The sequence below is a fragment of the Mucilaginibacter sp. CSA2-8R genome, from assembly GCF_038806765.1.
GTDB lineage: Bacteria > Bacteroidota > Bacteroidia > Sphingobacteriales > Sphingobacteriaceae > Mucilaginibacter.
Genome location: NZ_CP152389.1, coordinates 2,872,070 through 2,895,615, shown reverse-complemented (window position 1 = coordinate 2,895,615; position 23,546 = coordinate 2,872,070). Strand labels below are relative to the sequence as shown.

Sequence of the window (23,546 nt, the reverse complement as noted above, 5' to 3'; positions counted from 1 at the left end):
CAGTGTTGTTTAAGCTTACTTAACGGTAGCCAATGGGTATCCTTTGGCTATCCAATTGGTTTTTAAATTTACCGGCAAATCGAGTACTTTAACCTGGGTTAGGCCTAGTGTTTTTAAGTCTGTAAAAGCTGGGGCAACGTTAGGGCATTTACCAAAAGGGCAGCAACCACAATAAATCACTACTGTTCTGTTTTTAGGCAAACGTTCTGCAAGTTTATTCAGTTTTTTTCGGTTTTCGGCGTTATTGGCTGCACCAACGTGAACGGCACCCTCAATATCTTCGACTGCACCAATATTAAAAATGACTGGCTGAGTAACGCCGGGCTTGTTAATGCTTGCCGCCAGCTCTGCCGGTTCAACCAAATCGGCAGGTGTCCAAATCACGTTTTTTCCTAACCCGCTTAATTTACCGGGTGATGTTTGTGCCTGAGTGGTTAGGGTTGCAAACAGGCAGACCGCCAATGCCCAAATTAAACCGTGTGCTGTCGTTTTCATAGCTTATTTAAGTAGTATTAGATTAGTATAGGTTAGTTTACTTGAATTAAAGGCCCAGGGCTTTGCGATGTTAAATACCCGAAAGACTGCACCGATAAGCCATGCTGCTTTAATACAGCTTCAAATTCGGCCACGCCTTCTTCAGCCACGGCAACCAGTAAGCCACCGCTGGTTTGCGGGTCTGCCAAAATGTACCTTTGCTCGTGGGTCAGGGTACTGATTTTTTGGCCATAGCTATTCCAGTTTCGCCCGGTGCCACCCGGATAGCAATTTTGCGCCAAATATTGCGGAATGGACGATATCACCGGAACCTTTTTGTACTCGATAACTGCCGATAAGCCGCTACCCTCGCACATCTCGCTCAAGTGGCCTAACAAACCAAACCCGGTTACATCGGTCATAGCCTTCACAGTTTCCATAGTACCCAACAATTCTCCTAAGCTGTTTAGCGTGGTCATGCTTTTTAACGCAATGGCGGCGTCCTCAGGCTGTAGTAAGCCTCGCTTTTGTGCGGTTGACAGTATACCAACGCCTAATGGCTTGGTTATATACAGGCGGCAGCCTGCGGTAGCGGTTGAGTTTTGCTTAAGCTGATTTAACTGCACAATCCCATTAACGGCCAGGCCAAACACCGGTTCGGGGCAATCAATGCTATGCCCGCCTGCCAGTGTGATGCCTGCCTGCGCGCATACAGCACGCGAGCCCTCCAGTACCTGTTGCGCTGCCTCGGGCGGTAATTTATCAATGGGCCACCCTAAGATAGCAATGGCCAGCACTGGTTTGCCGCCCATAGCATAAACATCGCTTATGGCATTGGCCGAGGCAATGCGGCCAAAATCAAAAGCATCATCTACTATGGGCATAAAAAAATCAGTGGTCGATATTAGTGCTGTGCCGTTTCCCAAATCAAGCACTGCTGCGTCATCACGTTTATCATTGCCTACCAGCAGCCGGGCATCGGGCGGGTAGGTTGTATTGCTGTGCAGTATTTTATCTAACACGGCCGGACTGATTTTGCAGCCGCAGCCGGCACCATGTGAGTATTGGGTAAGTTTAATTTTGGGTTGATCCATATCGGTTAAGCTTTGTGCAAGCTTGCATTTTGGTTTACAAAATTTAAACTCAATTTGGCATTGTGTACCGCATCGTTACTGTCGGCTTGTATATTAAATACCATTCCTTGCTCGCGTTTAGACAGGCCGGCGCGGTAAGTTTTATCGTAGTATACCAGCACCAGCCGCACAAAATCTTCCATGCGGTTTTCTTGTATGGCAGCAATAGCGTGTTTGGTTTGTTCGGGCCCCAGGCGCTTATGTATGCGCTCGGTGCAGGTAATTAAAAATGCTTTGTCAAGAGAGCCGTATTCGGTAGCTAATGCAGTGATACGTTCTTCGTGAGGAACTTGCAAATTAATCAATACCGACTGTCGCATTTGCACCCATAACGGTTTAGGGATAAAGCGTTTGCCGATGGTTTGGCTTTCGTCTTCCAGCCAGATGGGTTGTACTTTGTTTTGCCGGTGAAGCTGTTGGGCCAGGTTGTTTTCAAATTGCTCTTGTGTGGGCTGCACCATTTTATTTAAAGTGCCGTATGATGATCCCTGGTGCTGCGCTAGATCTTCCAAATTAATAACCTGCTGATGCTGACTGGCAAGTTGATGCAAAATGTGTGTTTTACCAGAGCCGGTCATACCACCTAAAACGAGCAGTTTATAAGGCGTATTAAACTGCTGTAACACCCAGCGGCGGTAATTTTTGTAGCCACCCTGAATAAGGTATACCTCAAAGCCATATAAACCAAGCGCCCAGGCCATGGCACCGCTCCGCATACCGCCGCGCCAACAATGCACGGCCACCTTTTTTTGCGGCGCTATTTGCAATACGGTGCGTATAAACCCCGACCATTTATTGCCCGTCAGGTCAAACCCCAGCAATATGGCATCCTCTCGGCTTTGCTGTTTGTAAGTGGTGCCTACCTTTACCCGTTCTTCGTTTGTAAACAACGGAATGTTAAAAGCGCCGGGCACATGTCCATGCTCAAACTCGGCAGGCGTGCGCACGTCTATCAATGGCACCGTTTCGGGCAGGTCAAAATACTCAGTGATGGTTACAGAACGACTCATAAGTGGCTATGGCTGCAATTAACAAAACCTGTAGCGCTTGTACAAATGTAATGATGGTTTGATAGAAGTCGGGATTGAGGTTATGGTTTTATATATTAAGCAATCAGTGCCTTTTAAATGACTCATAGTTTTTGAATTCGTTATTTTGTAGAGATTTATGCCATCAATCTAAACCCATATGTGCCTGTTTTACAAAGTACCTCTTAAACAACTACAACAAGACCGGAAAGATATTTTCGTAAATATTGGCATTCCAGCGCTCGAAAGAAATGGCTTTCAGAAGTCACCATTTCCTGTAGATTGGTTTGGGCGAAATAATGTAGGGAGTTATGATTACACTTTGTACAGATTAAACGTCCAAGGACATTTAGAAATGATCAGAACACAAGTCTCACGAGGCGACCGTTGGATAAAAGTCTTTTTAAATATTTTTGATGTAAAACCCAGATTAGAATCCTTAGACAAATTGAAATCTGAAGACGGTTTGCAATTTCACCTCCTACCAAACTCTTTTACTCGGATGCAATTGCGCAGCGATGATTTTAAAGGAATGCCGCTTTTTAACACTGTACAGCATAAATTGAAATCATACTACACCAAACGGGGCTACCAGCGAAGTATCAGCCGGTTAAGTAAGTTGATAGAAAAAGACATGAAAAACATCGACCGGTCTGTAAACCGGTGGCACGAATTACATCAACCGTTGGTTACCGGTTGGGACGGTAAGAAATTAGATTGCACTGTTTAACAATGGGCGGTGAAGTAAATCTTCACCCTTTTTGCGTGCTTCGGTACTCAAACCGCACAGCGACTTCTTTATTTAATAAGAACAAAATTGTATTAATATTTTATTTTTTGTTCAAATTACCACTGATATCAAACTATAATTATCACCTTGCGTTGTGTATACGGTTTGTAAAATAAGCCGATAGCCGATAGTTGATGAATATAGACCTGCCGCAAATTAACGTTTCGCTGTTTCGTGATGTGCCGCTTAAGCCCAAAGTTAAAGTGTGTGTAGTGGTGCCCGTAAAAAATGAGGCTGCAGGATTGATGCATACCTTAAATGCACTGCGTTGCCAGCGGGATGCGACAGGAAATACCTATCCGGCTAACATATATGAGGTGTTGCTACTCATTAATAATTCCAACGACGGGTCATACCGGGTTGCTAAAAACTATCAGCAACAGTATCCCGAATTTCAACTACTTATTGAACAAGTTAACTTGCCCAAGCCTTGTGCCAACGTGGGTACCGCCCGGCGGCTATTGATGGATGCGGCTTATCATCGCCTAACCATCAGTGGTAATGATGCCGGCATCATTGCTTCAACCGATGGGGATACGGTAGTGGATGGGCAGTGGTTGCATTTTAATATTGCCGCTATTGAGGCTGGTAATGATGCTGTTGGCGGGCGTATACTAACGCTTTCCGGGTACAGTGATGCAAGGCAGTTTCACCTCCGTGATGTAACTTACCGGTGCCTTTTGGCCAAAGCCGAAGCGCTGATTGATCCGCAGGAACACGACCCGATGCCAAGGCATTTCCAGTTTTTTGGAGCCAGCATGGCTGTAACCTGCCAGATGTATAAGCATGTTGGCCGGTTACCACGCGTACCACACCTGGAAGATATGGCATTTTACGAAGCACTGCTCAAACACGATGCCCGCATACGGAAAAGCTTTGATGTAAAAGTGTACACCTCAGCGCGGTTACAAGGGCGGGTGGCCGTTGGTTTTTCGGAGCAACTTAACAAATGGGTAACCGATCATCAATCGGGTAAGCTGCAAATGGTTGATTCGGCCGCTGTGTTGCTGGCCAAATATTTTGCTCGTAAACGGTTGCGCACTTGCTGGGAACGCAAGGCAATTGCCGCCGGGCCTTGTTCTGAATTACTGGCCGTATCGCAATTAATCGGCAGTTCGGCGGGCTGGCTTTACCAACAGGTTGGCAAAGCAAATTATTTTGGTGCTCTGTGGGCCCAGGTCGAACCCTTGATACACCGGCAGGCGCTGTTGCAGCACCAGGAACACCAGCCGGTAGCAGAAGCAATAACAGCTTTGAGGCAGTTTATTCTGCATTTTCCGCCTGAGCCTGTTTTTCAAACAAATCAAGCCGGTAGGTATCTTCCCGCAGGCCGGTTAAGTGCTTAAATTGTTTTTCTTCTCCGCTCAGTTGTAAAAACGTCTCGTGCACTTGGTCGCCCGTTAATGGGTAGTCATGCACAAAGGGTGTCCAATGCACCAGCAGCAACTGACCACCCTCGTTTAATTGATTGATGATTTTTTGTGCAAGCCGCTGCAAATCGGGCATAGATAAGTAATAGCCTACTTCAGACATCACAACCAGATCTAAGCTATAATCCGGAAACTGATCGGGTACTTCCATTTTCTGTAACGTAACGTGCGGCATCTTGGCTAAACGTTGCCTTGCACGGATGAGTGGCTTCTCGGAGGTATCTACAGAAAGCAACGACTGACATTTCCCAGCCAATAGTTCGGTTAACACACCAATAGAGCAGCCAATTTCAAACCCTTGCCGGTACGATGACCGCGGTAAAGCTTGCACAGTTGCCTCGTACTTGCGGCGTTCGTATTCGCTGGTTTCAAACTGCCAGGGGTCGTCATTATGGCGATAGACATCGTCAAAGTAACTTTCGGTTAGGGTTTGTGCTGGTTTGTTCATGATGCAGGTAGTTGTTCTAAAAAATATTCGGCCGGATGATCAAAGTGGGACAGCATATACTGGGATAAAGTAAAGCCCTGCGGATCGTCATCAATCAATAATGTGGTTTGCGATAAATGTGCGGCGATGGCTTGGTGTTTTTTTTCTAAAACCGAAGCAATATCAACTTTAAAAGTTTTCATCTCTCCGGTAAGGGGTAAGTCTTGTGCATCGGCCCGTTCCCATAGCCATACCAGATATTCGAGTACGCGGCATTTTAAAGCTGAAACGCTCATGGCTTTTTTAACCAGTTGCCAGGTAGCCCGATGATCGGGATGCGGATCTCGCCGCCACGGCACTAAAACAGTTTGCGGGCTGATGCCAGAGATGATGTTAGACATAGCTGCAGAGGCTTCTTCAAAGCCGGTATCAGCTTGGTGCGGCACCTGGCTGTCTTTTAAATGCATAAAGTGCACATAACTTGCCGGTACATCCAAGATCGCTGCAGCGGCCAGTAATTCATTATCCCGAAGCTGCGTTAGTTTTTGGGCCGGATATTTTTTTGAGTTGGGATGCGACATAGAGCCATCGCTCACCAATAAAATAAAAACCGGTATGCCTACTTGCCGCAACAAAGCAATAGTACCGCCGCAACCTAAAGATTCATCATCTGCATGCGGTGCAATTACCAGGGTAGGGCCAAAAGCCTTTAACTCGGCATGGGTTAAAGGTTGTGCCTGCTGTATCCAATTATTTTGCAGCATGCCAAAGTTGGTTAGTGTTTTCCTGCTTCAGTACGTATTCGCCAATGGCTACTAAAGTTGCGTCGGGTGCGGGCTGGCGCAGGTAAGTGGTTAAGTCGCGGTGTATACGCTCCAGCGCTTGCGGGCGTATTAATCCGCGTGAGCCCACCGAGCGTTCGGCCAGCTGCATGCAGCGCAGGCAAATATCTTCAATAACGGTGCGGGTCATGTTGGCGTAAGCCAATAGCTTTTCGGTGGCCTCGGGCTGTTTCAGCCACCGGTCTGTTTTTTTGCCCGCTTGTTTTAGCCAAAGGTTTCCACTCTCTATTAAATAGGTCATCTCGGCCACCCGTGCACGCTGAAAGGCATCATCCGTACGGTTCATTTGGCGCAGTAAAGCGTGCGTAGCTATCAGTACGGCTTCGGCGCCGCCCAACTGCACGGCTGCAAAGCGGATAGCGCCGCCGCTAAAGTAAGGTTGCTGGTAGTAAGCGTTCGGTAGGCCTAAAAGTTCATCATCTGTAATCTCCAGTCCTGTAAAATCAACCTTAAAACTGGCCGAAGCGCGCATACCCAGTGGTTTCCAAAATTCGCGGTCAATGGTGGGCTGTGCTAAACGCTCCATCGGCAACACGCACATCTGCCAGCCCTTGCGTTCCGGCGAAATCCAATCGGCGGTAATAACCGGCCTGGTTACCTGACCAGCACCCGAGCAAAACGTTTTGCAGCCTTCCAGCCGGTAACGGCCTTGGCCTAAATCGTGTATTTTTACACCGTCTTGTGCTTGTGTGTTCCACACGCCAAACAAATGTTGTTCGGTGGCGTCAGCAAACCATTGCTGCTGCTGCTGTTGGTTGCCGTATAACTCAATTAGTAGCAACGCATTAATATGGCCTTCATAAACACGGCCTACAGGTAAGCTGGCTTTGCCAATTGCTTTTAAAAGTTGCAGCAATTTAGCGGTATGCTTTTTAGAGGAGTCCAGCGGCTGATCAGGTAAACTGATACTCATCAATCGGGCCTCCCGTAGCTTATCAAATTCTTCTTTCGGAAAAGCGCCGTCATAATCAACAGAAGAAGCGTTTTGAGCAATAAACTGAAATGCCTGTTCAGGAGTTAAGGTTTGCGTTGCAGGTAAAAACATAGATATCCGGCCCGATGTAGACCGCAGGAATAAAAAGCGTTTAAGGGCTTTTTTGTTTGCACTGTATGTTTTGCTACTTGCTACGCCACAAAGTCTTTACGTAACAGGCTTAAAAAAGTAGGGGTGATACCCAGGTAGGCAGCAATTTGCTTTTGCGCAATGCGTTGTTCCAGCCCCGGATATTGCTTCCGAAACTGACGGTATCGTTCTTCGGCGTTTTTTGAAAGGTTAGCCGTAATACGACGCTGATAAAGCTCAAAGCCATTTTGAGTGAGGATGCGAAAAAAACGCTCAAATTTTGGCACGTTTGCAAACAGTTCTTCCAGGCGTGACAGTGTAAAATAAGACACTTCAGTATCTTCTAACGCTTGTATGGCGTTAATGGCAGGTTTTTCTTTAAAAAAGCTTACAATATCACAAGCCCACCAATTTTCGGGGTAAAAGCAAATATTGTGTTGTTGCCCTGCCTGGTCGGTGTAAAACATGCGTAGGCATCCTTTGGTTACAAAATAAATCTGCCGGTTAACCTCACCGGGCTGCAGCAAAAAAGTACGTTTGTTAACGCTTTTTTGCTGCAGCAGTGCCAGCGCTTGCCGCTGTTCGTGCGGGTTAAGCGTAATATGCATGGAAAAATTGCTTAGTATGAGGTTATGCATCGTGCAATATACAGCTTACAGCTCGTAGCGCCGGGTCATCAGTAATTTCAGGTCGGCTAAAGCATGTAAGCGGTGCGCTTCGGCAATGGTGTGGTATTCCTGGCTTTCGGCAATGGTTTTAAAGGCTGCGGCGTCCGGATATTCAATCATCGCAACTTCATCCCAGCTTTCACCTTCGGTAGTTATAATGCTGGCAATCACCTTGCTTACCATGGCTACTTTTACACCTTGTATTCCTAAAAGGCTCACTACTTCATTAAACGCTGGGATATATTTTTCAAAATAATGCTGCCTGTTGTTAAATTTTAAAAGGTTTAACATTAGTATGGGGCCTTTGCCCATTTCTGCTTCGGGAATATTCATGAATTTCAATTTTAAATGTTAAAAGAAGCCTACAATGCGTGTAATGCGGTTTTGATTGTCAAATTCAAAATAATCTATGCCCTCTATTGGATAACAATCGGGCCTGATGGCCAGCCAGTGGAAACGCCCGCTCTGGTGATGAACGTCGGGCTTGCCTAATACTCTAAAAGTGCGCGGCCCCATTTGCAGATATGAATTCACAATGAGGTCAATAATGGCCTCTTGTCCCGTAATGGTGTCTGTGAGTTTGTCGGTATAACTTGCATCGGGCGACCAGCACTGCCTGATTTTTCCGGCAATGTTCTTCCTTTCAGTTTCGTTCCATGCGCTGGTATAAGTCAGGATGGTTTCTTCAATACTTTGTGTGTTTTCCATAGCTCAAAGGTCGGTGCCGGTAAGCGCAAAAACGTTTAACTGGTTAAACGTTTTAAAATAAACAAGCGGCCGAAAGAAGTGAGGTAGTGGTGTACACAGATCAAATTGCAAACACTTTTATAACTAAAGAAGTTAATCAGCTTATTGCACTGCTCTTAGTTAAATTTGCCATGCCTGACACTGATATCCCACTGCATGTACTACCCGAACTGCCATTTCTGGCTTCGGACGAGCAAACGGCTTTTGGTGAGCATAGTGCCGATCACCGCATTGATTTTTTTGCAGTGATCTGGTTTACTCAGGATGATGGCGAACACTATATTGATTTCGAGGCTTATCCTATCTGTAAAAACACTGTTTACCTGTTGAGCAAAAACCAGGTGCACGCCATTCCGTCGCAGCAACTGCCCCGTGCTAAAGTAATGGTGTTTTCTACCGATTTTTTTCATCGGGTAGAGGAGCCGTTCCTCCGGCAACTATTTTTGCCTTTTGATAATGTTGGAATCACTATTCCAGGCCACATGCAAGTGCCGCTGGAGAAATTATTTGACCTGATCTTGCTCGAAAATCAAGGACAGGCTGATATCAACTTGTTATTGAAATACACCACGGCTTTTCTGTGGCATCTGTATCGCTTTTCAGCGCAGCGTTTCAGTTTGGAAGCAGGAGAGGACCACCGGATGGTTAAACTGTTTCAGCTGATGGAGGTTCATTATAAAGAAGGCAGGTCGGCCAGCTACTACGCAGCACAAATAGGCCTTACGGCCAAACGGATTAATGAGATTTTGCGTCAACGGACAGGTTTTACCATCAGTCAGCTGCTGTACCAGTTTTTAGTGATCGAAGCTAAACGCGAAATCTATCACAACCGGTTATCCATTAAAGAAATTGCTTACCAGCTCGGTTTTTCGGATCAGTCTTATTTTGCCAGGTTTTTTAAAAAACATACCGGCCTCACACCCGAGCAGTTCAGAGAGTCGCAGCATTCTGCATATAAAACCTGACATCCAACACACTATATGTTCAAATTGTGCTAATGATGGTGTGTTTTGTGCGGCTAATCTGCCTCGTGGCCACAGAACTTTGTATGATACATAAAGTTTTATTATAAACAAAACCGACAGATATGAACAGGTTAGAAAATAAGGTAATTGTTATTACCGGAGCAGCGATGGGCTTGGGCTTTGCAGCCGCACTCGAAGCCGCTAAAAACGGAGCTTTGCTATCATTAATAGATTACAACGCAGAGTTGCTCGAAAAGGCAAAAGCCGAAATACAAACTCAGTATGCACAGGCAAAAATAGTGACCTCCGTGGCTGATGTGTCTGACGAGGCCGCCGTAAAGAAATATGTGGATGACACTGTGCAGGCCTTTGGCCGTATTGATGGCTTTTACAACAATGCAGGTATTGAAGGCCGCCAGGCACCACTTGTAGATTACGATTTAGCTGTATTTAAAAAAGTAGTAGACATTAACCTGATGGGCGTATACTATGGCTTAAAGTATGTAATACCGGTAATGCAAAAGCAGGAGTATGGTCGTATTGTAAATGTGGCATCAGTAGGGGGCATCAGAGGCGTGGCCAACCAAACCGCTTATGTGGCAACTAAACACGCCGTAGCCGGCATTACCAAAAATGCAGCACTGGAGTATGGCCGTTACGGTATACAAACTAACGCCATTGCACCGGGCGCTATTTTAACGCCGATGGTTGCTGAAGCCTTTAAGCAGGTTAACCCGGCAGACCCTAAACATGCCGAAACCGACTACGCCCAGGCTAACCCCGCCAAACGTTTGGGCTTGCCCGAAGAGGTTGGAAAATTAGTGGTTTTTTTGCTAAGCGAAGATTGCAGTTATGTGAGCGGACAGGTTATTGCCATTGATGGCGGCCAGTCTAACGCTTACGGCAACGTATAAAATTTGTAAAGCCACTGCTTTTGTTAATAAGCTCCTCAATGAGAGGGGCTTTTTTTGTTTATAGTGGTGCAGCGGTTGAAGCATAGTTCGAACCAAGCCAAGTATCAAAAGATGTCAATATCTACTTTAAGTTATAAAAATATTGCGACATGTATATGTAATTAAATATCAGATAAATAAACGTATTTTAAGATAATAATTATAATTTTAACGCAAGCAAACCAAACCTAATCACGTCAACCTGAACTGCCCATATTTTACCCCGTTGCCATCAATTTTAATTTTATATATCAACGCATCATGAAAAAACATCTACACTATGCATTTTGCATTTTAACCCTGCTCATTGTAGCTACGGGTTGTAAAAAGAACCGGGATACCGAAACTATCGACATTGGCAAAGATGCCTTTGTTTCGGCCACATCGCTTGCCAACTTAACTAAACTGCAGTTGCAAGCTGCCGCAACACTCAAAGGTTTCAGTGCTTATGCTGCCTTGGTACAATACGATGTTGATTTTTACCAGATCACTTATAAAACTACTTACAAAGGCAACAAAATTAATGCCTCTGGCTTGTTGTGTATACCTAAAGGCATGACCAGCAGCCCGGCTTTACTGAGCGCCCAGCATGGCACAATGTTTAGCGATGCGGATGCACCATCCAACTTTCCAAATTCATTTACCGGGTTTGAGTTGTTCGCCTCTACGGGCTTTATCACGGTTATTCCGGATTTTGTGGGCTATGGCGTATCAAAAGATATTGTACACCCTTATTATGACATGCAAACTTCGGCGCTGGCGGTAACAGATATGCTGCAGGCTGTAAAGTATTATTTAAAAGACAAGAACATTGCCTTTAGCAACAAGTTGTTTTTAGTAGGATACTCAGAAGGTGGTTACGTAACTATGGCAGCCCAAAAGGAAATTGAAACCAACACAACGGATAACCTGACCCTCACCGCTGCAGCCGAAGGTGCGGGTGGTTATGATGTAACCGGCATGCTGGCTAAAGTGGCTACGGTAACCACTTATCCCGATCCGTCGTTTTTTGCGTTGTTTATGCAGGCTTATAATACCACTTACAATTACAACCGCCCGTTAACCGACTTTTTTACACAACCTGCGGCTACCAATATCCCTTCGTTGCTGGACGGCAGCAAAAACAGCGACCAGATTAATGCGGCTTTACCGGCCACACTTCCTGCCTTGTTTAACCCAACCTTTTATGCGGCTTTGAGTAACCCGACTGCCGAAACCGCTTTTAAAGCGCAGGTAGCGGCCAACAGCTTCCCTAACTGGTATCCGGTAAGCCCCACCCGCCTGTACCATGGCACGGCCGATCAAAACGTGTACTTTGAAACCAGTCAGTCAACTTTTAATAAATTTAAAGCGGCCGGTTCATCGCAGCTTACATTAATACCCATACCCAACGGTACCCACGAAACCAGCGTTACGCCCATGATGGTGGATGCCTTGCAATGGTTTAAAGGATTTTGATAAAATTGCTCAGTAGGTAGCTTATAGACGCTGTTACTTAACATTCTGACATTACGGAAAGCCGACTTTGACCAATGACCACCATCATTGTTTAAAGCCGGCTTTTATGTTGGCCAAGCTTATTAAGCACGCATTGAAAATTATTTATTTGACCGTTAGTTACTTAGCAGCGCTATGAAAATAATTGAAGAAATAACTTGAAATAATATTTTGAAAAATTCAATCATCCTGTTATGTTTGCATCCCCAAACGGAACGAACGGGTTGCAAAATCAAGTCGTTTAAAAGGGAGCTTAGCTCAGCTGGTTCAGAGCATCTGCCTTACAAGCAGAGGGTCACTGGTTCGAACCCAGTAGCTCCCACAACACAAAAGCCTCGAAATTTCGGGGCTTTTTTGGTTTATGCCGGTTTTAAATTCAACCCCGACATTATGCTTAGCAACAAATGGTTGTTTTTATGCATGTTTTGCTGCTTTATTGCGGTGCTGTATGGCTGTAGCCCAAAGGTGCGTACGGCTAATCTTGGGCCTGCCAAATGCCAATCCATTTACAGCCGAAAATTCAAAGCTGATATCTACCAAAACCTTGACGTATTCCCTTAGTTCCGCGGAGGGATGCAAGTTTTGTTAGCGTTTCTATCAAAAAAAATACACTATCCCGAGGCTGTAGTTGCTCGTGGCTCCATCAATTTAAGACTCTGGATAGATGCTGATGGACGTTTTAAGGACTTAAAAATTATACAAAAAGCACCACTTAACGATTCACTTTTAGAGCGCGAATTTTTCAGGGTATTTAAACTGATGCCCCGATGGACGCCCGGCAAATGCGCCGGCAAGCGAGTATTTGTTGAAATGCCGTTTTTGATGCGTGTTAATCTTCAGGATTGAATGTGATTGACTGATAACAAGCATGCGGCGTCTTACAAATCATCAGCATAAAGCAAAATCGCTTAGTCAAATAATTATTCTCATGATAGCTTTAAATCAGAATTAATAAGTCGATTGGCGATATTCTGTAAACAATCTGTTAGATAAAGCAAGTCAGTAAAGCCGGCCCGTTGAAATGGCATTAATTAAAGGGCAGTTTTGCAGTTAAACTACCCACACTTTAATTACTTTTTTTCATAGTAATCACCGCTATCTCGGGCCAGATACCGATACGGCCTTTCAATCCCAGAAATCCGAAACCACGGTTTACATACAAGTAGCGCCCCTTTTGTTTGTAAAGGCCTGCCCATTGCTTGTAAACATATTTAATAGGGCTCCATTTAAAGCCAAACAGCTCGATGCCAAACTGCATGCCATGAGTGTGGCCCGATAGCGTGAGGTGAATGTGCTTATCATGATCGAGCGTTACGCCCTCCCAATGCGATGGGTCATGCGATAGCAGAATTTTAAACGCGTTGTCTGGTACGCTTTCGGTAGCGTTGCTGAGGTTACCATATTTATGAAAGCCTCCCTTTCCCCAGTTTTCAACGCCTATTAAGGTGATGGCTTGGCCGTTTTTTTGTAGCGTTATGGCCTCGTCTAGTAATAGCCTGAAGCCAATCTCCTGGTGTACTTGTTTAAGCCGGGTTAAATTGGCTTGCTTGGCATCGGCAGATTCCCAGCGGATGTAGTCGCCATAATCATGGTTACCCAAAATGGAATATTTGCCCATTGGCGCTTTTAATTGGGCAAAGGCAGGTATCCATGGGTCCATTTCGGTAGCCTGGTTGTTAACCAAATCGCCGGTAAACAATATGACGTCGCTTTGTTGTGCGTTTACTAAATCAAGCCCTTTCTGCACACCGGCAACATTGCTAAAGCTGCCCGAATGCACATCGGTAATTTGGGTGATCGTGAAACCGTCAAAAGCCTCAGGCAGATCGGGGAACGACAGTGTTTCGCGCCTTACGCGGTAAAAGTGCTTGCCGCGTGTGATGCCGAACAGTACCACCAAACTTAAAATAGCAGCAATGCCCATAGTTAGTTCGCTTACCCAATAGGCCCGCGGCGGAAAGCCGCGAAAAAGTCGGGTAAGATCTTCAATCAGTAATACCGGTACCGAAAATAGTCGTGGTACAAAGGCTAACAGCATCAATCCCATCAGCCAGTTAATCACCCGTTGCTGCACGTTTGAGCCCCGGCGTACAAACACAGCGGCTATCATAAAACCTATCAGCAGTACATTAATCAGCCAGTAAAGCCATGAATATACATCAGAGCCGCTTAGGGTTTTAACAGCCTGATAAAAATAAAAATCGGTAATCACCCAAAGCAGGAAGATTAGCGGAAGTCGGTTTGCCATTTATAAAATTACGAGCTACCACAATACAGGTAAGCTAGTAGGGTAGACGGTTGAAGTAAAAAAAGATTTTAAATAAAATGAATATTTTTAGTCGTACCCGTATAAGTAACCTAAAAATAGATTAAGAAACAAGAAGGTAAACTCATTGTATCAGTCCTCAGCTAACATTTCGGTCAATGCGTAATACCACTTTTTATTTTGGGTAATCATGCCCAGATAGTCTACAATAAGATAAATGGTTTGCAGCTGATTGGGTGCGCTGTAAAATGTAATGCGTAAGGGCTGCCAGAACAAACCGGCATTTTTTACCGAATAAGCCTGATAAACATCATCGTAGCCATGATATAATTCGCTGATGGCAGATAACGAGATGCTTAAAAATTCGTCCTCTTCGTCATTATCACCTTCAATAATCAACTCAGTGCTGCTCAGGGCTATCAACCCGCGGTGATGGTGCAGCGGACCACCAATGCCTGTTAAGCCCGACATCATTTTGTAGCCCGGTGCAATTTGGGCCATTTCATAATCAAAACTCCACATTACCCTGCCCTGCATGATAAACATAGGTTGCATAGCCAAATTTACCAATTTGAGGTGATACATTCATCGCCGATAGTAAGATTTAACGCTAATGCACTACCAACTTAATAAGTTTACAGTTAAGTTGAGGGTGATGATGCCTCACGAAGCTGGCCATTTGAATAGATGAGCCGGATTTAATAACTTGCTGATCAAAAGCTCCCGATTAATATATGCGTTACCTGTTTACCTTAATTGGCTTCTGTATCATGTTGTCAGCTTTTGCACAACCAAAGCGGTACGAGGCTACCTGGGCTTCGTTAGATAGCCGGCCCGCACCGCCCTGGTTTTCGGATGCTAAGTTTGGCATATTTGTACATTGGGGGCCATATGCTGTGCCTGCCTGGGCACCCAAAGGTAATTACTCCGAATGGTACCAGTATTGGGTAGAGGGTAAAGCAACCGAGGGGCAAAAGGATTTGTACGCAGCCTTTAAAAAACACCATGAGCAGGTTTACGGTAAAGATTTTGCCTACAGCCATTTTGGCGATATGTTTAAGGCGGAAGATTTTGAACCCAATGACTGGGCTAAACTATTTGCGGCCTCGGGTGCAAAATATGTGGTGTTAACTTCCAAGCACCATGATGGTTTTGCTTTGTGGCCAAGTGCCGAAGCGTCAAAGGCTTTTAACCGCCCCTGGAACAGCACCGTAGCTGGTCCAAAACGCGACCTGGCCGGCGATTTGTTTAAGGCGGTAAAAAGTACCGGCCTGAAAATGGGTTTTTATTATTCGTTATTCGAGTGGTTTAATCCGATGTACAACCAGGATAAAAACCGCTTTGTAAACGAGCATTTTTTGCCACAAGCCAAAGACCTGGTGACCCGCTACAACCCGGATATCTTGTGGGCTGACGGCGAGTGGGAACTGACCGACGAGCAATGGAAATCAAAAGAACTGCTCGCCTGGATTTACAATCATAACACCAACCCAAACCTGATTGTGAACGACCGCTGGGGTAAAGACATCCGTAAGCATCATGGCGGTTTTTATACTACCGAGTATGGAGCCGACTTTGCCTCTAACCATCCCTGGGAAGAATGCCGGGGCATTGGTCAGTCTTTTGGCTATAACCAAAACGAAGACCTGCAGGATTATAATTCGGCACAGTCCCTGATACTAATGCTGGCCAATATTGTGAGCAACGGTGGCAACCTGCTGCTGGATATTGGCCCTACCGCCGGTGGTAAAATACCACCGGTAATGCAGGAGCGTTTGCTGCAGATAGGCGAGTGGTTAAAGGTAAACGGCGAAGCCATTTACGGTACCCACCGCTGGACGGTGGCCAGCCAGTGGTCGGCCGGGAAACGCGATACCAAACCCGTGGCCGAGGGTGGTGTTTCCGGCAATTTTATATTGAAGCAAACGGTAACACCTGATGCCGGTTACGCTGTTAAACAAGCTTTTTTTACCCATAAAAACAATACACTTTATGCTATACTGCCGCAGTTAACCGGCGGCAAATTTGTTTTGCAAAATGTACCGGTGCAACAAAGTAGCACCGTAACGCTGCTTGGGCATACAAAGCCGTTAACCTGGACAAAAAGTAAAGGGAACATCATTGTAGATTTTAGCGGATTGAAAGACATCACACCATCGGTTGCTTATACACTCAAGATCAGTAATGTGACGGGTGCCCAAAACTAAAAGCGGAAGAGTACAGATGCAACGCAATGTTGTTGTACTGAAACAAATACTTGCCATTTTTTGATTTACCTATATGCGTCCGATACTTGTACTATGTTTTTCGTTGCTGCTGATACTGCCGTTTGCACTATTTGCCCAAGTGCCCGATACTTCTGTTAAACAAGTGGACTCATTTCGTAACGCCGCTTTAGATCAGCAATCAATAGAACTGCAGCGGCTAAAAAACGCCCACCTGGCCGACTCCCTGCGTGAGCAGCAATTGCAACTTCAGCTAAACGCAGTACAATCTACCAATTACTTAAAAAAGGAAGCTTTGATTAAAGAGCTGGCCGCTTTGCGTTCGGCAGACTCCCTGCGGCTATCGCGGCAACGTAGGCAGGTAGACTCGCTCCGAAGTATTGTAAAGGGTTTTCCGGTAAAGCCGTTTTTAGATACCTTGTTTTTACTCTACAGCAAGCAGGGCAGCTTTACTGCCGGCGAGCGGGCAGATGCCGTGGTAAACCGTATCCGCAAACTACATGACGATTTTCGTTTCTCGCCAGATTCGCTGCAAATTATACCTGCCGAAAGCACTACCGACATCGTGTATAAAGGCGATCTTATCATTTCCGTTTCTGAGCAGGATGCCCTTTGGATGAACCAGTCGCGCGAGATGCTGGCACAGCAATACAAAACAGCTATAGGCAAAGCCGTTATCAATTACCAGCAGCAAACCAGCTGGCGTACCCTGCTCCGGGAGGCTGGCTTAGCCTTGCTCGTAATCTCCATATTATTGCTGGTTATTTATTTTATTAACAGGCTTTTTCGTAAACTAAACCGCTGGATTGATTCGCTCACCGGCACCTGGCTCAACGGGGTGCATATTCGTACGTACGAGCTGTTAGATGGCAAGCAGGAGGCTGCATTTATCATCTCGGTGCTTACCTTTTTTAAGTGGCTAGTAATATTGGTAGCTGTATACCTGGCACTGCCGGTATTATTTGGCATCTTCCCCTGGACGCAAAATTTTTCGCAGGTTTTGCTGAGCTACGTTACCACGCCCGTGAAGCGAATACTAACTTCTGTATGGAATTACCTGCCTAACTTTTTCACCATCGTGGTGCTGGTGCTTGTTTTCAGGTATGTACTGCGTATTTTAAGATTCTTTAAAAACGAGATTGAACGGGGTGCGCTTAGTTTGCCGGGTTTTTACTCTGATTGGGCTAATCCTACTTATCAAATTATCAGAGTGCTTATTCTGGCGTTTATGCTCATCGTCATTTTTCCTTACATGCCGGGGTCTGATTCGGCAATATTTAAGGGGGTGTCTGTATTTGTAGGTGTGCTTTTTACATTTGGTTCGGCCGGTGCTTTAAGTAATGTGGTAGCGGGGTTGGTACTTACTTATATGAGAGCATTTCATAAAGGCGACCGGGTGAAAATAGGAGAGGTTCACGGCGATATTATTGAGCGCTCGTTATTGGTAACGCGCATCCGGACTACCAAAAATGAGATTATTTCCATCCCCAATTCTACGGTGATGAATAGCCACACTGTTAACTACAGTAGTGATGCGCCCGAGAAAGGCCTTATCTTATACACCAACGTTACCGTTGGTTATGATATAGAATGGCGTACAGTATATGACTTGCTTACCACTGCTGCCAGCCGTACCGAACTGGTAGAAAACGATCCGCCGCCGTTTGTATTACAGCTAAGTTTAGATGATTATTATATTACCTACCAGCTTAATGCTTACACTAAACAGCCAAACAAGCAGGCCGCTATTTATTCCAGGCTTTTTGAAAACGTACAGGATGTGTTTAACGAAGCAGGCATTGAATTGATGTCGCCGCATTTTTACGCACTGCGAGACGGCCACGAGCTTAACATACCCAAAGCCTACCGCCCTGCCAATGAAGGCGCTAAAGCTATACAGGTTAAGTTTAATGGCGAGCGTAAAAACGATAAGTAGTAAAACCGCATGTTGAATGAGCAATATTTTGCCTTAGCCAAATTATCAATCAATAGTCCGTCATAGAACACCCGATGTACGGTTACGTTACAGCTGCTTGTAATTATATAATGGTAAGTAATTGTTTATAAAAGGTTTATAATACCGGAATGATTTTGCAGGTGTTATTTGCAGGAGTGCATTAAACCGGATTTGCCATGCTTAAAAATCAACTTAAAACCGCCTTGCGGAACATCCTGAAGAATAAAGGCTATTTTGCTATCAACGTATTTGGCCTGGCCGTAGGGCTGGCTACGTGCCTGCTTATTTGTATGTTTGTAATGGATGAGTTGAGTTACGACCATTATAACGAAAAGGCTGATCGTATTTATCGCATCAATACCAACATTCAACTCAACGGCACCCAGACCAAAATGAGTCTCACTCCGGGGGCTATGGCAGACGCTTTGAAAAGTTTCCCGGCGGTACAGCAGGTAACACGTTTGCGTGCCTATGGCGACAATGGCTTACTGGTTCGCAAAGGCACCGAAACACTTAACGAACATAATGCCTATCTGGCCGATGCAACCGCATTTACCATGTTCGATCTAAAAGTTTTAGCCGGCGACGCCGGGACTGCGCTTACTCAGCCGTACTCTTTGGTTATATCACAAGCTATTGCTTTAAAATATTTTAAGACCACCAATGTGGTGGGGCAAACGCTGCGCCTTAATAACTCCGACGACTACAAGATTACTGCAGTAATTAGAGATATGCCTCGGCAATCGCATGTGCACTTCAGTTTTTTGCGGTCGATGTCGAGCGTAAAAGATGATGACGCTAATTTTTGGCTCAGCAATGATTATGATACCTACATCATGTTACGGCCAGGTGCTGATGCCGCTCAGCTGAATGCTTATTTGCAAAAGATAGCCCATCTTTATGCAGAACCACAAATACAAACTGCCTTTCACAGCAATTTTGCCGAGATGGCTAAAAAAGGCGATTACCTTAAATACTCTGCTATTCCGTTAACCTCCATTCACCTTCGTTCCGATTTCGAAAAGGAACATGAGCAACCGGGTAACATCGTTTATGTATATACTTTCGTGATGATTGCCGTGTTTATTTTGCTGTTGGCCTGCGTAAATTTTGTGAATTTATCAACTGCCCGCTCGGCGGGGCGTGCCAAAGAGGTGGGCGTGCGCAAGGTGCTGGGTTCGGCCAAAAGCAATTTAGTTATACAGTTTTTAACCGAATCTGTAGTAACCAGTTTAGTGGCATTAGCGGGCGCTTTAGTATTGGCTTGGTTGTTTTTGCCATATTTTAATCAACTGTCTGGCAAAGAGATTTCTTTATGGAGTTTGGTAAATCCGCTACCAACGGCCGCTCTGTTATTGATTACAGTGATTATTGGTGCACTGGCTGGTCTTTATCCAGCGTTGTATTTGTCGGCTTTTGAGCCGGTTAAAGTGCTTAAAGGACGTGTTTCATCTGGCTTTAAAAGTAGTTGGCTGCGTAACGGGTTGGTGGTATTTCAGTTTGCTACGGCTATTGTGTTGATGATTTGTACATTGGTTATTTATAACCAGTTAAACTATATACGTAGTAAAGATGCCGGTTATAATCGTGAGCAGGTAGTAGTCATCAACAATGCTTACGCTTTGGGCGACGGTGCTAAAGCTTTTAAAAACGATGTGCTGCAAATGCCGGGGGTGGTAGCTGGCACGCGTGCCTCTACGCTGCCTACTTCAAAAGAAATTGAATGGTCTACCAATGCCTACGCTAAAGATGCTACTATGAGCGCCAGTAAATCTTTTGTATTTGGCGATTGGCAAATTGATGCTGATTACTTGAATACTTTAGGAATGAATGTATTACAGGGGCGAGGTTTTTCTGCGCAGATGCCAACCGACTCCGGAGCCGTTTTGATAAACGAAACAGCAGCGCGCATGCTGGGGCTTAAACATCCGCTGCAGCAAAAAATCTATAAGTCGTTTGGCAACAGTCAGTCCGGTGGTCTGTCCGTTATCGGGGTAATCAAAGATTTTAATGCGGGCTCCATGCGCCATGCGGTGCAGCCGGTAGTTTTTAGTTTGAGCAGAGGCGGCGGCAGGTTTGCCTTTCGTGTTAAGTCAAACCACCTTAACCAATTGCTGCAAAAAATTGAAAACCGCTACCATGCGGCTAACAGCGCAATGGCTGGGCAGCCGTTTGTTTATTCGTTTATGGACGATGATTTTAACAAGCTTTATGAAGCCGACCAGCGAATCGGTCGCATATTTACGACCTTTGCCGGCTTTGCCATATTAATAGCCTGTCTGGGGTTGTTCGGTTTAATAACCTATGCAGCTGAGCAACGTTCGCGCGAGATCGGTATCCGTAAGGTGCTCGGTGCATCGGTAGCAGGCGTTACCGCCATGTTGTGCACCGATTTTATGAAGCTAATTGTTTTAGCCGTAATTATAGCCATACCTGTGGCATGGTTAAGTATGCAAAGTTGGCTTCAGGGTTTTGCTTACCGCACCGCTATACATTGGTGGGTGCCGGTAGCTGCTGCAGGTACATCGTTGCTTATTGCTTTAAGTACCTTAAGCTATCAGGCCATTAAGGCAGCCCTGAGCAACCCGGTAAAAACACTGCGGAATGATTAAGACTTTGTTATAACAGATGATTTTAGGTTATTACACCAGCTCTGCTTCTTTGCCTGCAAATTTCTCGCGTAAAACACGAGTACAAACATTAGTAAAGGCAATGCCAGTCTGCCAACATCATGTTTTACAGGGTTAAAGGTGATAAGCACAACATCAGCCGCCAATACTAAAATATAAATGATGAGCGTGATGTTTAACAGGGTAATCATTTTCATGATATGAGGTTTATGATGAGCAATTTATAATTAATAATCATCAATATCAATTTAAGTTTTTGCGCCCTCCGGCATTACAGCAAAACTGCTGATACTAAGTTGGTGTTAATTTTTAAACTTGAGTTTATAAAGCATCAATGGATAATAATACACCGCAACTTCGACCACCGGCCAACGCCAGCGACCATTTGGCTAACGAGCGTACTTTTTTAGCCTGGATACGTACCAGCATTGCGCTGATGGGCTTTGGCTTTGTAGTGGTAAAGTTTTCTTTGTTTGTGAAGCAGATCTCTTTGGCATTGGGCGAAAAGGCGGTCCTGGCGAGTAAAGGGTTTTCGTCGGCCATTGGTGTGGTACTGGTAGCTATAGGGGCTATACTGGCCGTATTGGCTTATTTGCAGTACCGCCGTACAGAACAGCAGTTACTTCAAAAAACATATCAGCCAGGTAATTTGCTGTCGTTTTCGCTTACCTTGGGTATGGTGCTCATTAGCGGACTGCTTATCTGGTACCTGCTGCCCGGTTTGCATTAACAAAGTTTCGTTAACTAACAGGTTGTGTTATCTTAGCCCTGCTATGTTCGATTTTCGTTTACAGGTGTTTTATACAGTGGCAAAGCGGCTTAACTTTACCCGTGCTTCGGCCGAGTTGTTCATTAGCCAGCCGGCAGTAACCAAGCACATACGCGAGTTAGAAACGCATTTTAAGACTACTTTGTTAGAGCGCAGCGGTAACAAAAAAATTAAGCTTACACCTGCCGGTCAGCTGTTGCTTAAGTATGCCGAGCAAATTATAGCAACCTATAACGAGCTTGACTTTGACATGAACCAGTTACAAAACCAGCATACCGGAACCCTGCGTATTGGAGGCAGTAATACCGTAGCGCAGTACGTTATTCCGCCCATACTGGCACAGTTTCATGATCGGTTTAATGATGTAAAAGTCAGTTTACTGACCGCCAATACCGAACAGGTTGAACTGGCCGTATTAAAAAAAGAAATTGATTTGGGTATTGTAGAAGGTATACACCGTAACCCGCAATTGAAATACGAGGCTTTTTTGAATGATGAATTGGTACTGGTTTGCAGCGCTGGCAACAAGCTGGTTAAAACTGATGCTATAAAACCCGAACAGCTCAAAACTTTACCGTTACTGCTGCGCGAACCCGGATCGGGTACTTTAGATGTGATAGCCCATGCCTTTAAACCGCTCGACATTTATCTGGCCGACCTTAAGCCCGTGATGCAGTTAGGCAGTACCGAAAGCATTAAATCTTACCTGCTGCATAGTAACTGTTTCGCATTTTTGTCGGTGCAGGCTATTTTAAACGAGTTGAAGACCGGTACGCTTAAGATTATTGATATTAAAGACCTGACCATTGCCCGCCCTTTTTATTTTGTGCAGCCACATGGCCAGTTACCGGCCCTGGCTACGTCATTTATGCGTTTTTGCAAGCGCAGTAAAAGTTAGTTTTTTATACGGCGTACAGTGCAAACTGAGTCTGTCATCTTTAAAAACTTATGTACAGTCGGCCTGTTGCCTAAACAAGTTTATTGCACCATGAAAATATCGAAGTATTTGCATTCTTGCCTCACGTTTGAAAAAGACGACTTTAAGTTATTAGTCGACCCTGGCATGTTCAGTTTTGCCGAAGGTTTGGTTAAGCCGGAAATTTTCAGCGACGTATCGGCTATCATTATAACTCATAATCATCCAGATCATCTCGACGTAGAAAATCTCAAGAAAATACTGGCTGCCGGTAATGCCGAAGTGTATGCCAATGCCCAGGTTAAGCAGGAGATGGAGAAGGCTGGTATTAATGCCGTTTTATTGCATGAAGGTACAGTTAACATAGGTCCTTTTAAAATAGAAGCCATTAGCGTAAAGCATGAGCCCTTGCTGGATGCTCCGGCCCCAGAAATGACGGCTTTAGTTATTGATGACTGCATATTGCATCCTGTTGATTCTTTTGAAGAGAAGCTGCTGACCTACAAAAATATAGAACTGTTGCTGTTACCCATCATGGCTCCCTTTACCAACGAAATTAAGGTGGCCGACTTTGCCGATCGCTTGCAGCCCAAGCAGATATTACCCGTCCATGATGGTTTTGCCAAACCGTTTTTTGTTCAATCGCGACAAGCCAACTATGCCGCGCATTTCGAAAAACAATGCATTAAATTTCACCGGTTAACAGAGCCGGGCAGCTTCATCGAAATATAAGACAACACTTTTTAAAGGCATTATCAATAACTTC

At 45.0% G+C, this 23,546-nt stretch carries 24 protein-coding genes and 1 tRNA gene; 13 read left to right on the top strand and 12 right to left on the bottom strand.

Features of this window, described 5'->3' with window-relative positions; translation table 11 throughout:
* Positions 1 to 15 precede the first annotated feature (15 nt).
* The 3 genes from AAGR14_RS12175 to mnmH are packed head-to-tail and all read right to left on the bottom strand — an operon-like array spanning position 16 to position 2,617.
* On the bottom strand, positions 16 to 495 hold the full coding sequence (locus AAGR14_RS12175; RefSeq protein WP_342644489.1) for a rhodanese-like domain-containing protein: 480 nt from the start codon (positions 493 to 495) through the stop codon (positions 16 to 18).
* Between the two features lie 32 nt (positions 496 to 527).
* On the bottom strand, positions 528 to 1,568 hold the full coding sequence (gene selD, locus AAGR14_RS12170; protein WP_342644488.1) for a selenide, water dikinase SelD: 1,041 nt from the start codon (positions 1,566 to 1,568) through the stop codon (positions 528 to 530).
* 5 nt (positions 1,569 to 1,573) lie between these two features.
* Positions 1,574 to 2,617 (bottom strand): tRNA 2-selenouridine(34) synthase MnmH, encoded by a 1,044-nt coding sequence (gene mnmH / locus AAGR14_RS12165; protein ID WP_342644487.1) that lies wholly within the window; start codon positions 2,615 to 2,617, stop codon positions 1,574 to 1,576.
* Between the two features lie 178 nt (positions 2,618 to 2,795).
* Between mnmH and AAGR14_RS12160 the strand changes: the two genes are divergently transcribed.
* Complete coding sequence (locus AAGR14_RS12160; RefSeq protein ID WP_342644486.1) at positions 2,796 to 3,365, top strand: hypothetical protein; 570 nt, start codon at positions 2,796 to 2,798, stop codon at positions 3,363 to 3,365.
* Positions 3,366 to 3,559: 194 nt separating this feature from the next.
* Positions 3,560 to 4,771: a glycosyltransferase family A protein gene (locus AAGR14_RS12155; protein WP_342644485.1), complete on the top strand. Its 1,212-nt coding sequence runs from the start codon at positions 3,560 to 3,562 to the stop codon at positions 4,769 to 4,771.
* On the opposite strand, the gene AAGR14_RS12150 is transcribed toward AAGR14_RS12155, so the two are convergent.
* From AAGR14_RS12150 to AAGR14_RS12125, 6 genes are all read right to left on the bottom strand, one after another.
* Positions 4,689 to 5,303: an SAM-dependent methyltransferase gene (locus tag AAGR14_RS12150; RefSeq protein WP_342644484.1), complete on the bottom strand. Its 615-nt coding sequence runs from the start codon at positions 5,301 to 5,303 to the stop codon at positions 4,689 to 4,691. The two genes, AAGR14_RS12155 and AAGR14_RS12150, sit on opposite strands and share 83 nt — an antisense overlap.
* Positions 5,300 to 6,046 (bottom strand): PIG-L deacetylase family protein, encoded by a 747-nt coding sequence (locus AAGR14_RS12145; RefSeq protein ID WP_342644483.1) that lies wholly within the window; start codon positions 6,044 to 6,046, stop codon positions 5,300 to 5,302. Before AAGR14_RS12145 ends, AAGR14_RS12150 begins: the two co-directional genes overlap by 4 nt.
* Entirely contained in the window at positions 6,033 to 7,169 is a 1,137-nt protein-coding gene (locus AAGR14_RS12140) for an acyl-CoA dehydrogenase family protein (protein WP_342644482.1), read from the bottom strand. Before AAGR14_RS12140 ends, AAGR14_RS12145 begins: the two co-directional genes overlap by 14 nt.
* Before the next feature lie 80 nt (positions 7,170 to 7,249).
* Positions 7,250 to 7,825, bottom strand: a complete 576-nt coding sequence (locus AAGR14_RS12135) for a Crp/Fnr family transcriptional regulator (RefSeq protein ID WP_342644481.1) — start codon at positions 7,823 to 7,825, stop codon at positions 7,250 to 7,252.
* A gap of 15 nt (positions 7,826 to 7,840) precedes the next feature.
* Positions 7,841 to 8,188 (bottom strand): hypothetical protein, encoded by a 348-nt coding sequence (locus AAGR14_RS12130; protein WP_342644480.1) that lies wholly within the window; start codon positions 8,186 to 8,188, stop codon positions 7,841 to 7,843.
* A gap of 18 nt (positions 8,189 to 8,206) precedes the next feature.
* Positions 8,207 to 8,563 carry an isomerase gene (locus tag AAGR14_RS12125; protein ID WP_342644479.1) on the bottom strand — a complete coding sequence of 119 codons (357 nt, stop codon included), beginning with the start codon at positions 8,561 to 8,563 and terminating at the stop codon, positions 8,207 to 8,209.
* Positions 8,564 to 8,733: 170 nt separating this feature from the next.
* On the opposite strand from AAGR14_RS12125, the gene AAGR14_RS12120 reads away from it, so the two are divergent.
* The 5 genes from AAGR14_RS12120 to AAGR14_RS12100 all read left to right on the top strand — a co-directional run bounded on the left by AAGR14_RS12120 (position 8,734) and on the right by AAGR14_RS12100 (position 12,863).
* Positions 8,734 to 9,567: a helix-turn-helix domain-containing protein gene (locus AAGR14_RS12120; protein WP_342644478.1), complete on the top strand. Its 834-nt coding sequence runs from the start codon at positions 8,734 to 8,736 to the stop codon at positions 9,565 to 9,567.
* A 122-nt stretch (positions 9,568 to 9,689) separates the two neighbouring features.
* Entirely contained in the window at positions 9,690 to 10,481 is a 792-nt protein-coding gene (locus AAGR14_RS12115) for an SDR family oxidoreductase (protein ID WP_342644477.1), read from the top strand.
* A 300-nt stretch (positions 10,482 to 10,781) separates the two neighbouring features.
* Complete coding sequence (locus tag AAGR14_RS12110) at positions 10,782 to 11,978, top strand: prolyl oligopeptidase family serine peptidase (protein WP_342644476.1); 1,197 nt, start codon at positions 10,782 to 10,784, stop codon at positions 11,976 to 11,978.
* Between the two features lie 286 nt (positions 11,979 to 12,264).
* Positions 12,265 to 12,339, top strand: a tRNA-Val gene (locus AAGR14_RS12105).
* Between the two features lie 251 nt (positions 12,340 to 12,590).
* Positions 12,591 to 12,863 (top strand): hypothetical protein, encoded by a 273-nt coding sequence (locus AAGR14_RS12100; protein ID WP_342644475.1) that lies wholly within the window; start codon positions 12,591 to 12,593, stop codon positions 12,861 to 12,863.
* A gap of 220 nt (positions 12,864 to 13,083) precedes the next feature.
* On the opposite strand, the gene AAGR14_RS12095 is transcribed toward AAGR14_RS12100, so the two are convergent.
* Together AAGR14_RS12095 and AAGR14_RS12090 are read right to left on the bottom strand one after the other, a co-directional pair.
* A complete protein-coding gene (locus tag AAGR14_RS12095) occupies positions 13,084 to 14,265 on the bottom strand; it encodes a metallophosphoesterase (RefSeq protein ID WP_342644474.1) in 1,182 nt (393 codons plus the stop codon).
* A 150-nt stretch (positions 14,266 to 14,415) separates the two neighbouring features.
* The gene (locus tag AAGR14_RS12090) at positions 14,416 to 14,838 is read right to left on the bottom strand and encodes a hypothetical protein (RefSeq protein WP_342644473.1); all 423 of its coding nucleotides are present in this window, start codon (positions 14,836 to 14,838) and stop codon (positions 14,416 to 14,418) included.
* Positions 14,839 to 15,053: 215 nt separating this feature from the next.
* Between AAGR14_RS12090 and AAGR14_RS12085 the strand changes: the two genes are divergently transcribed.
* From AAGR14_RS12085 to AAGR14_RS12075, 3 genes are all read left to right on the top strand, one after another.
* A complete protein-coding gene (locus AAGR14_RS12085; protein ID WP_342644472.1) occupies positions 15,054 to 16,490 on the top strand; it encodes an alpha-L-fucosidase in 1,437 nt (478 codons plus the stop codon).
* 73 nt (positions 16,491 to 16,563) lie between these two features.
* Positions 16,564 to 18,444 (top strand): mechanosensitive ion channel family protein, encoded by a 1,881-nt coding sequence (locus tag AAGR14_RS12080; RefSeq protein WP_342644471.1) that lies wholly within the window; start codon positions 16,564 to 16,566, stop codon positions 18,442 to 18,444.
* A gap of 197 nt (positions 18,445 to 18,641) precedes the next feature.
* Positions 18,642 to 21,077 (top strand): ABC transporter permease, encoded by a 2,436-nt coding sequence (locus tag AAGR14_RS12075; RefSeq protein WP_342644470.1) that lies wholly within the window; start codon positions 18,642 to 18,644, stop codon positions 21,075 to 21,077.
* Here the strand turns inward: AAGR14_RS12075 and AAGR14_RS12070 are convergent.
* Positions 21,074 to 21,292, bottom strand: coding sequence for a hypothetical protein (locus AAGR14_RS12070; RefSeq protein ID WP_342644469.1), 219 nt, complete (start codon positions 21,290 to 21,292; stop codon positions 21,074 to 21,076). The two genes, AAGR14_RS12075 and AAGR14_RS12070, sit on opposite strands and share 4 nt — an antisense overlap.
* A 137-nt stretch (positions 21,293 to 21,429) precedes the next feature.
* Between AAGR14_RS12070 and AAGR14_RS12065 the strand changes: the two genes are divergently transcribed.
* From AAGR14_RS12065 to AAGR14_RS12055, 3 genes are all read left to right on the top strand, one after another.
* The gene (locus AAGR14_RS12065) at positions 21,430 to 21,825 is read left to right on the top strand and encodes a DUF202 domain-containing protein (protein ID WP_342644468.1); all 396 of its coding nucleotides are present in this window, start codon (positions 21,430 to 21,432) and stop codon (positions 21,823 to 21,825) included.
* 43 nt (positions 21,826 to 21,868) lie between these two features.
* Positions 21,869 to 22,762, top strand: coding sequence for a LysR family transcriptional regulator (locus AAGR14_RS12060; protein ID WP_342644467.1), 894 nt, complete (start codon positions 21,869 to 21,871; stop codon positions 22,760 to 22,762).
* Between the two features lie 90 nt (positions 22,763 to 22,852).
* Complete coding sequence (locus AAGR14_RS12055) at positions 22,853 to 23,512, top strand: MBL fold metallo-hydrolase (protein ID WP_342644466.1); 660 nt, start codon at positions 22,853 to 22,855, stop codon at positions 23,510 to 23,512.
* Positions 23,513 to 23,546 lie beyond the last annotated feature (34 nt).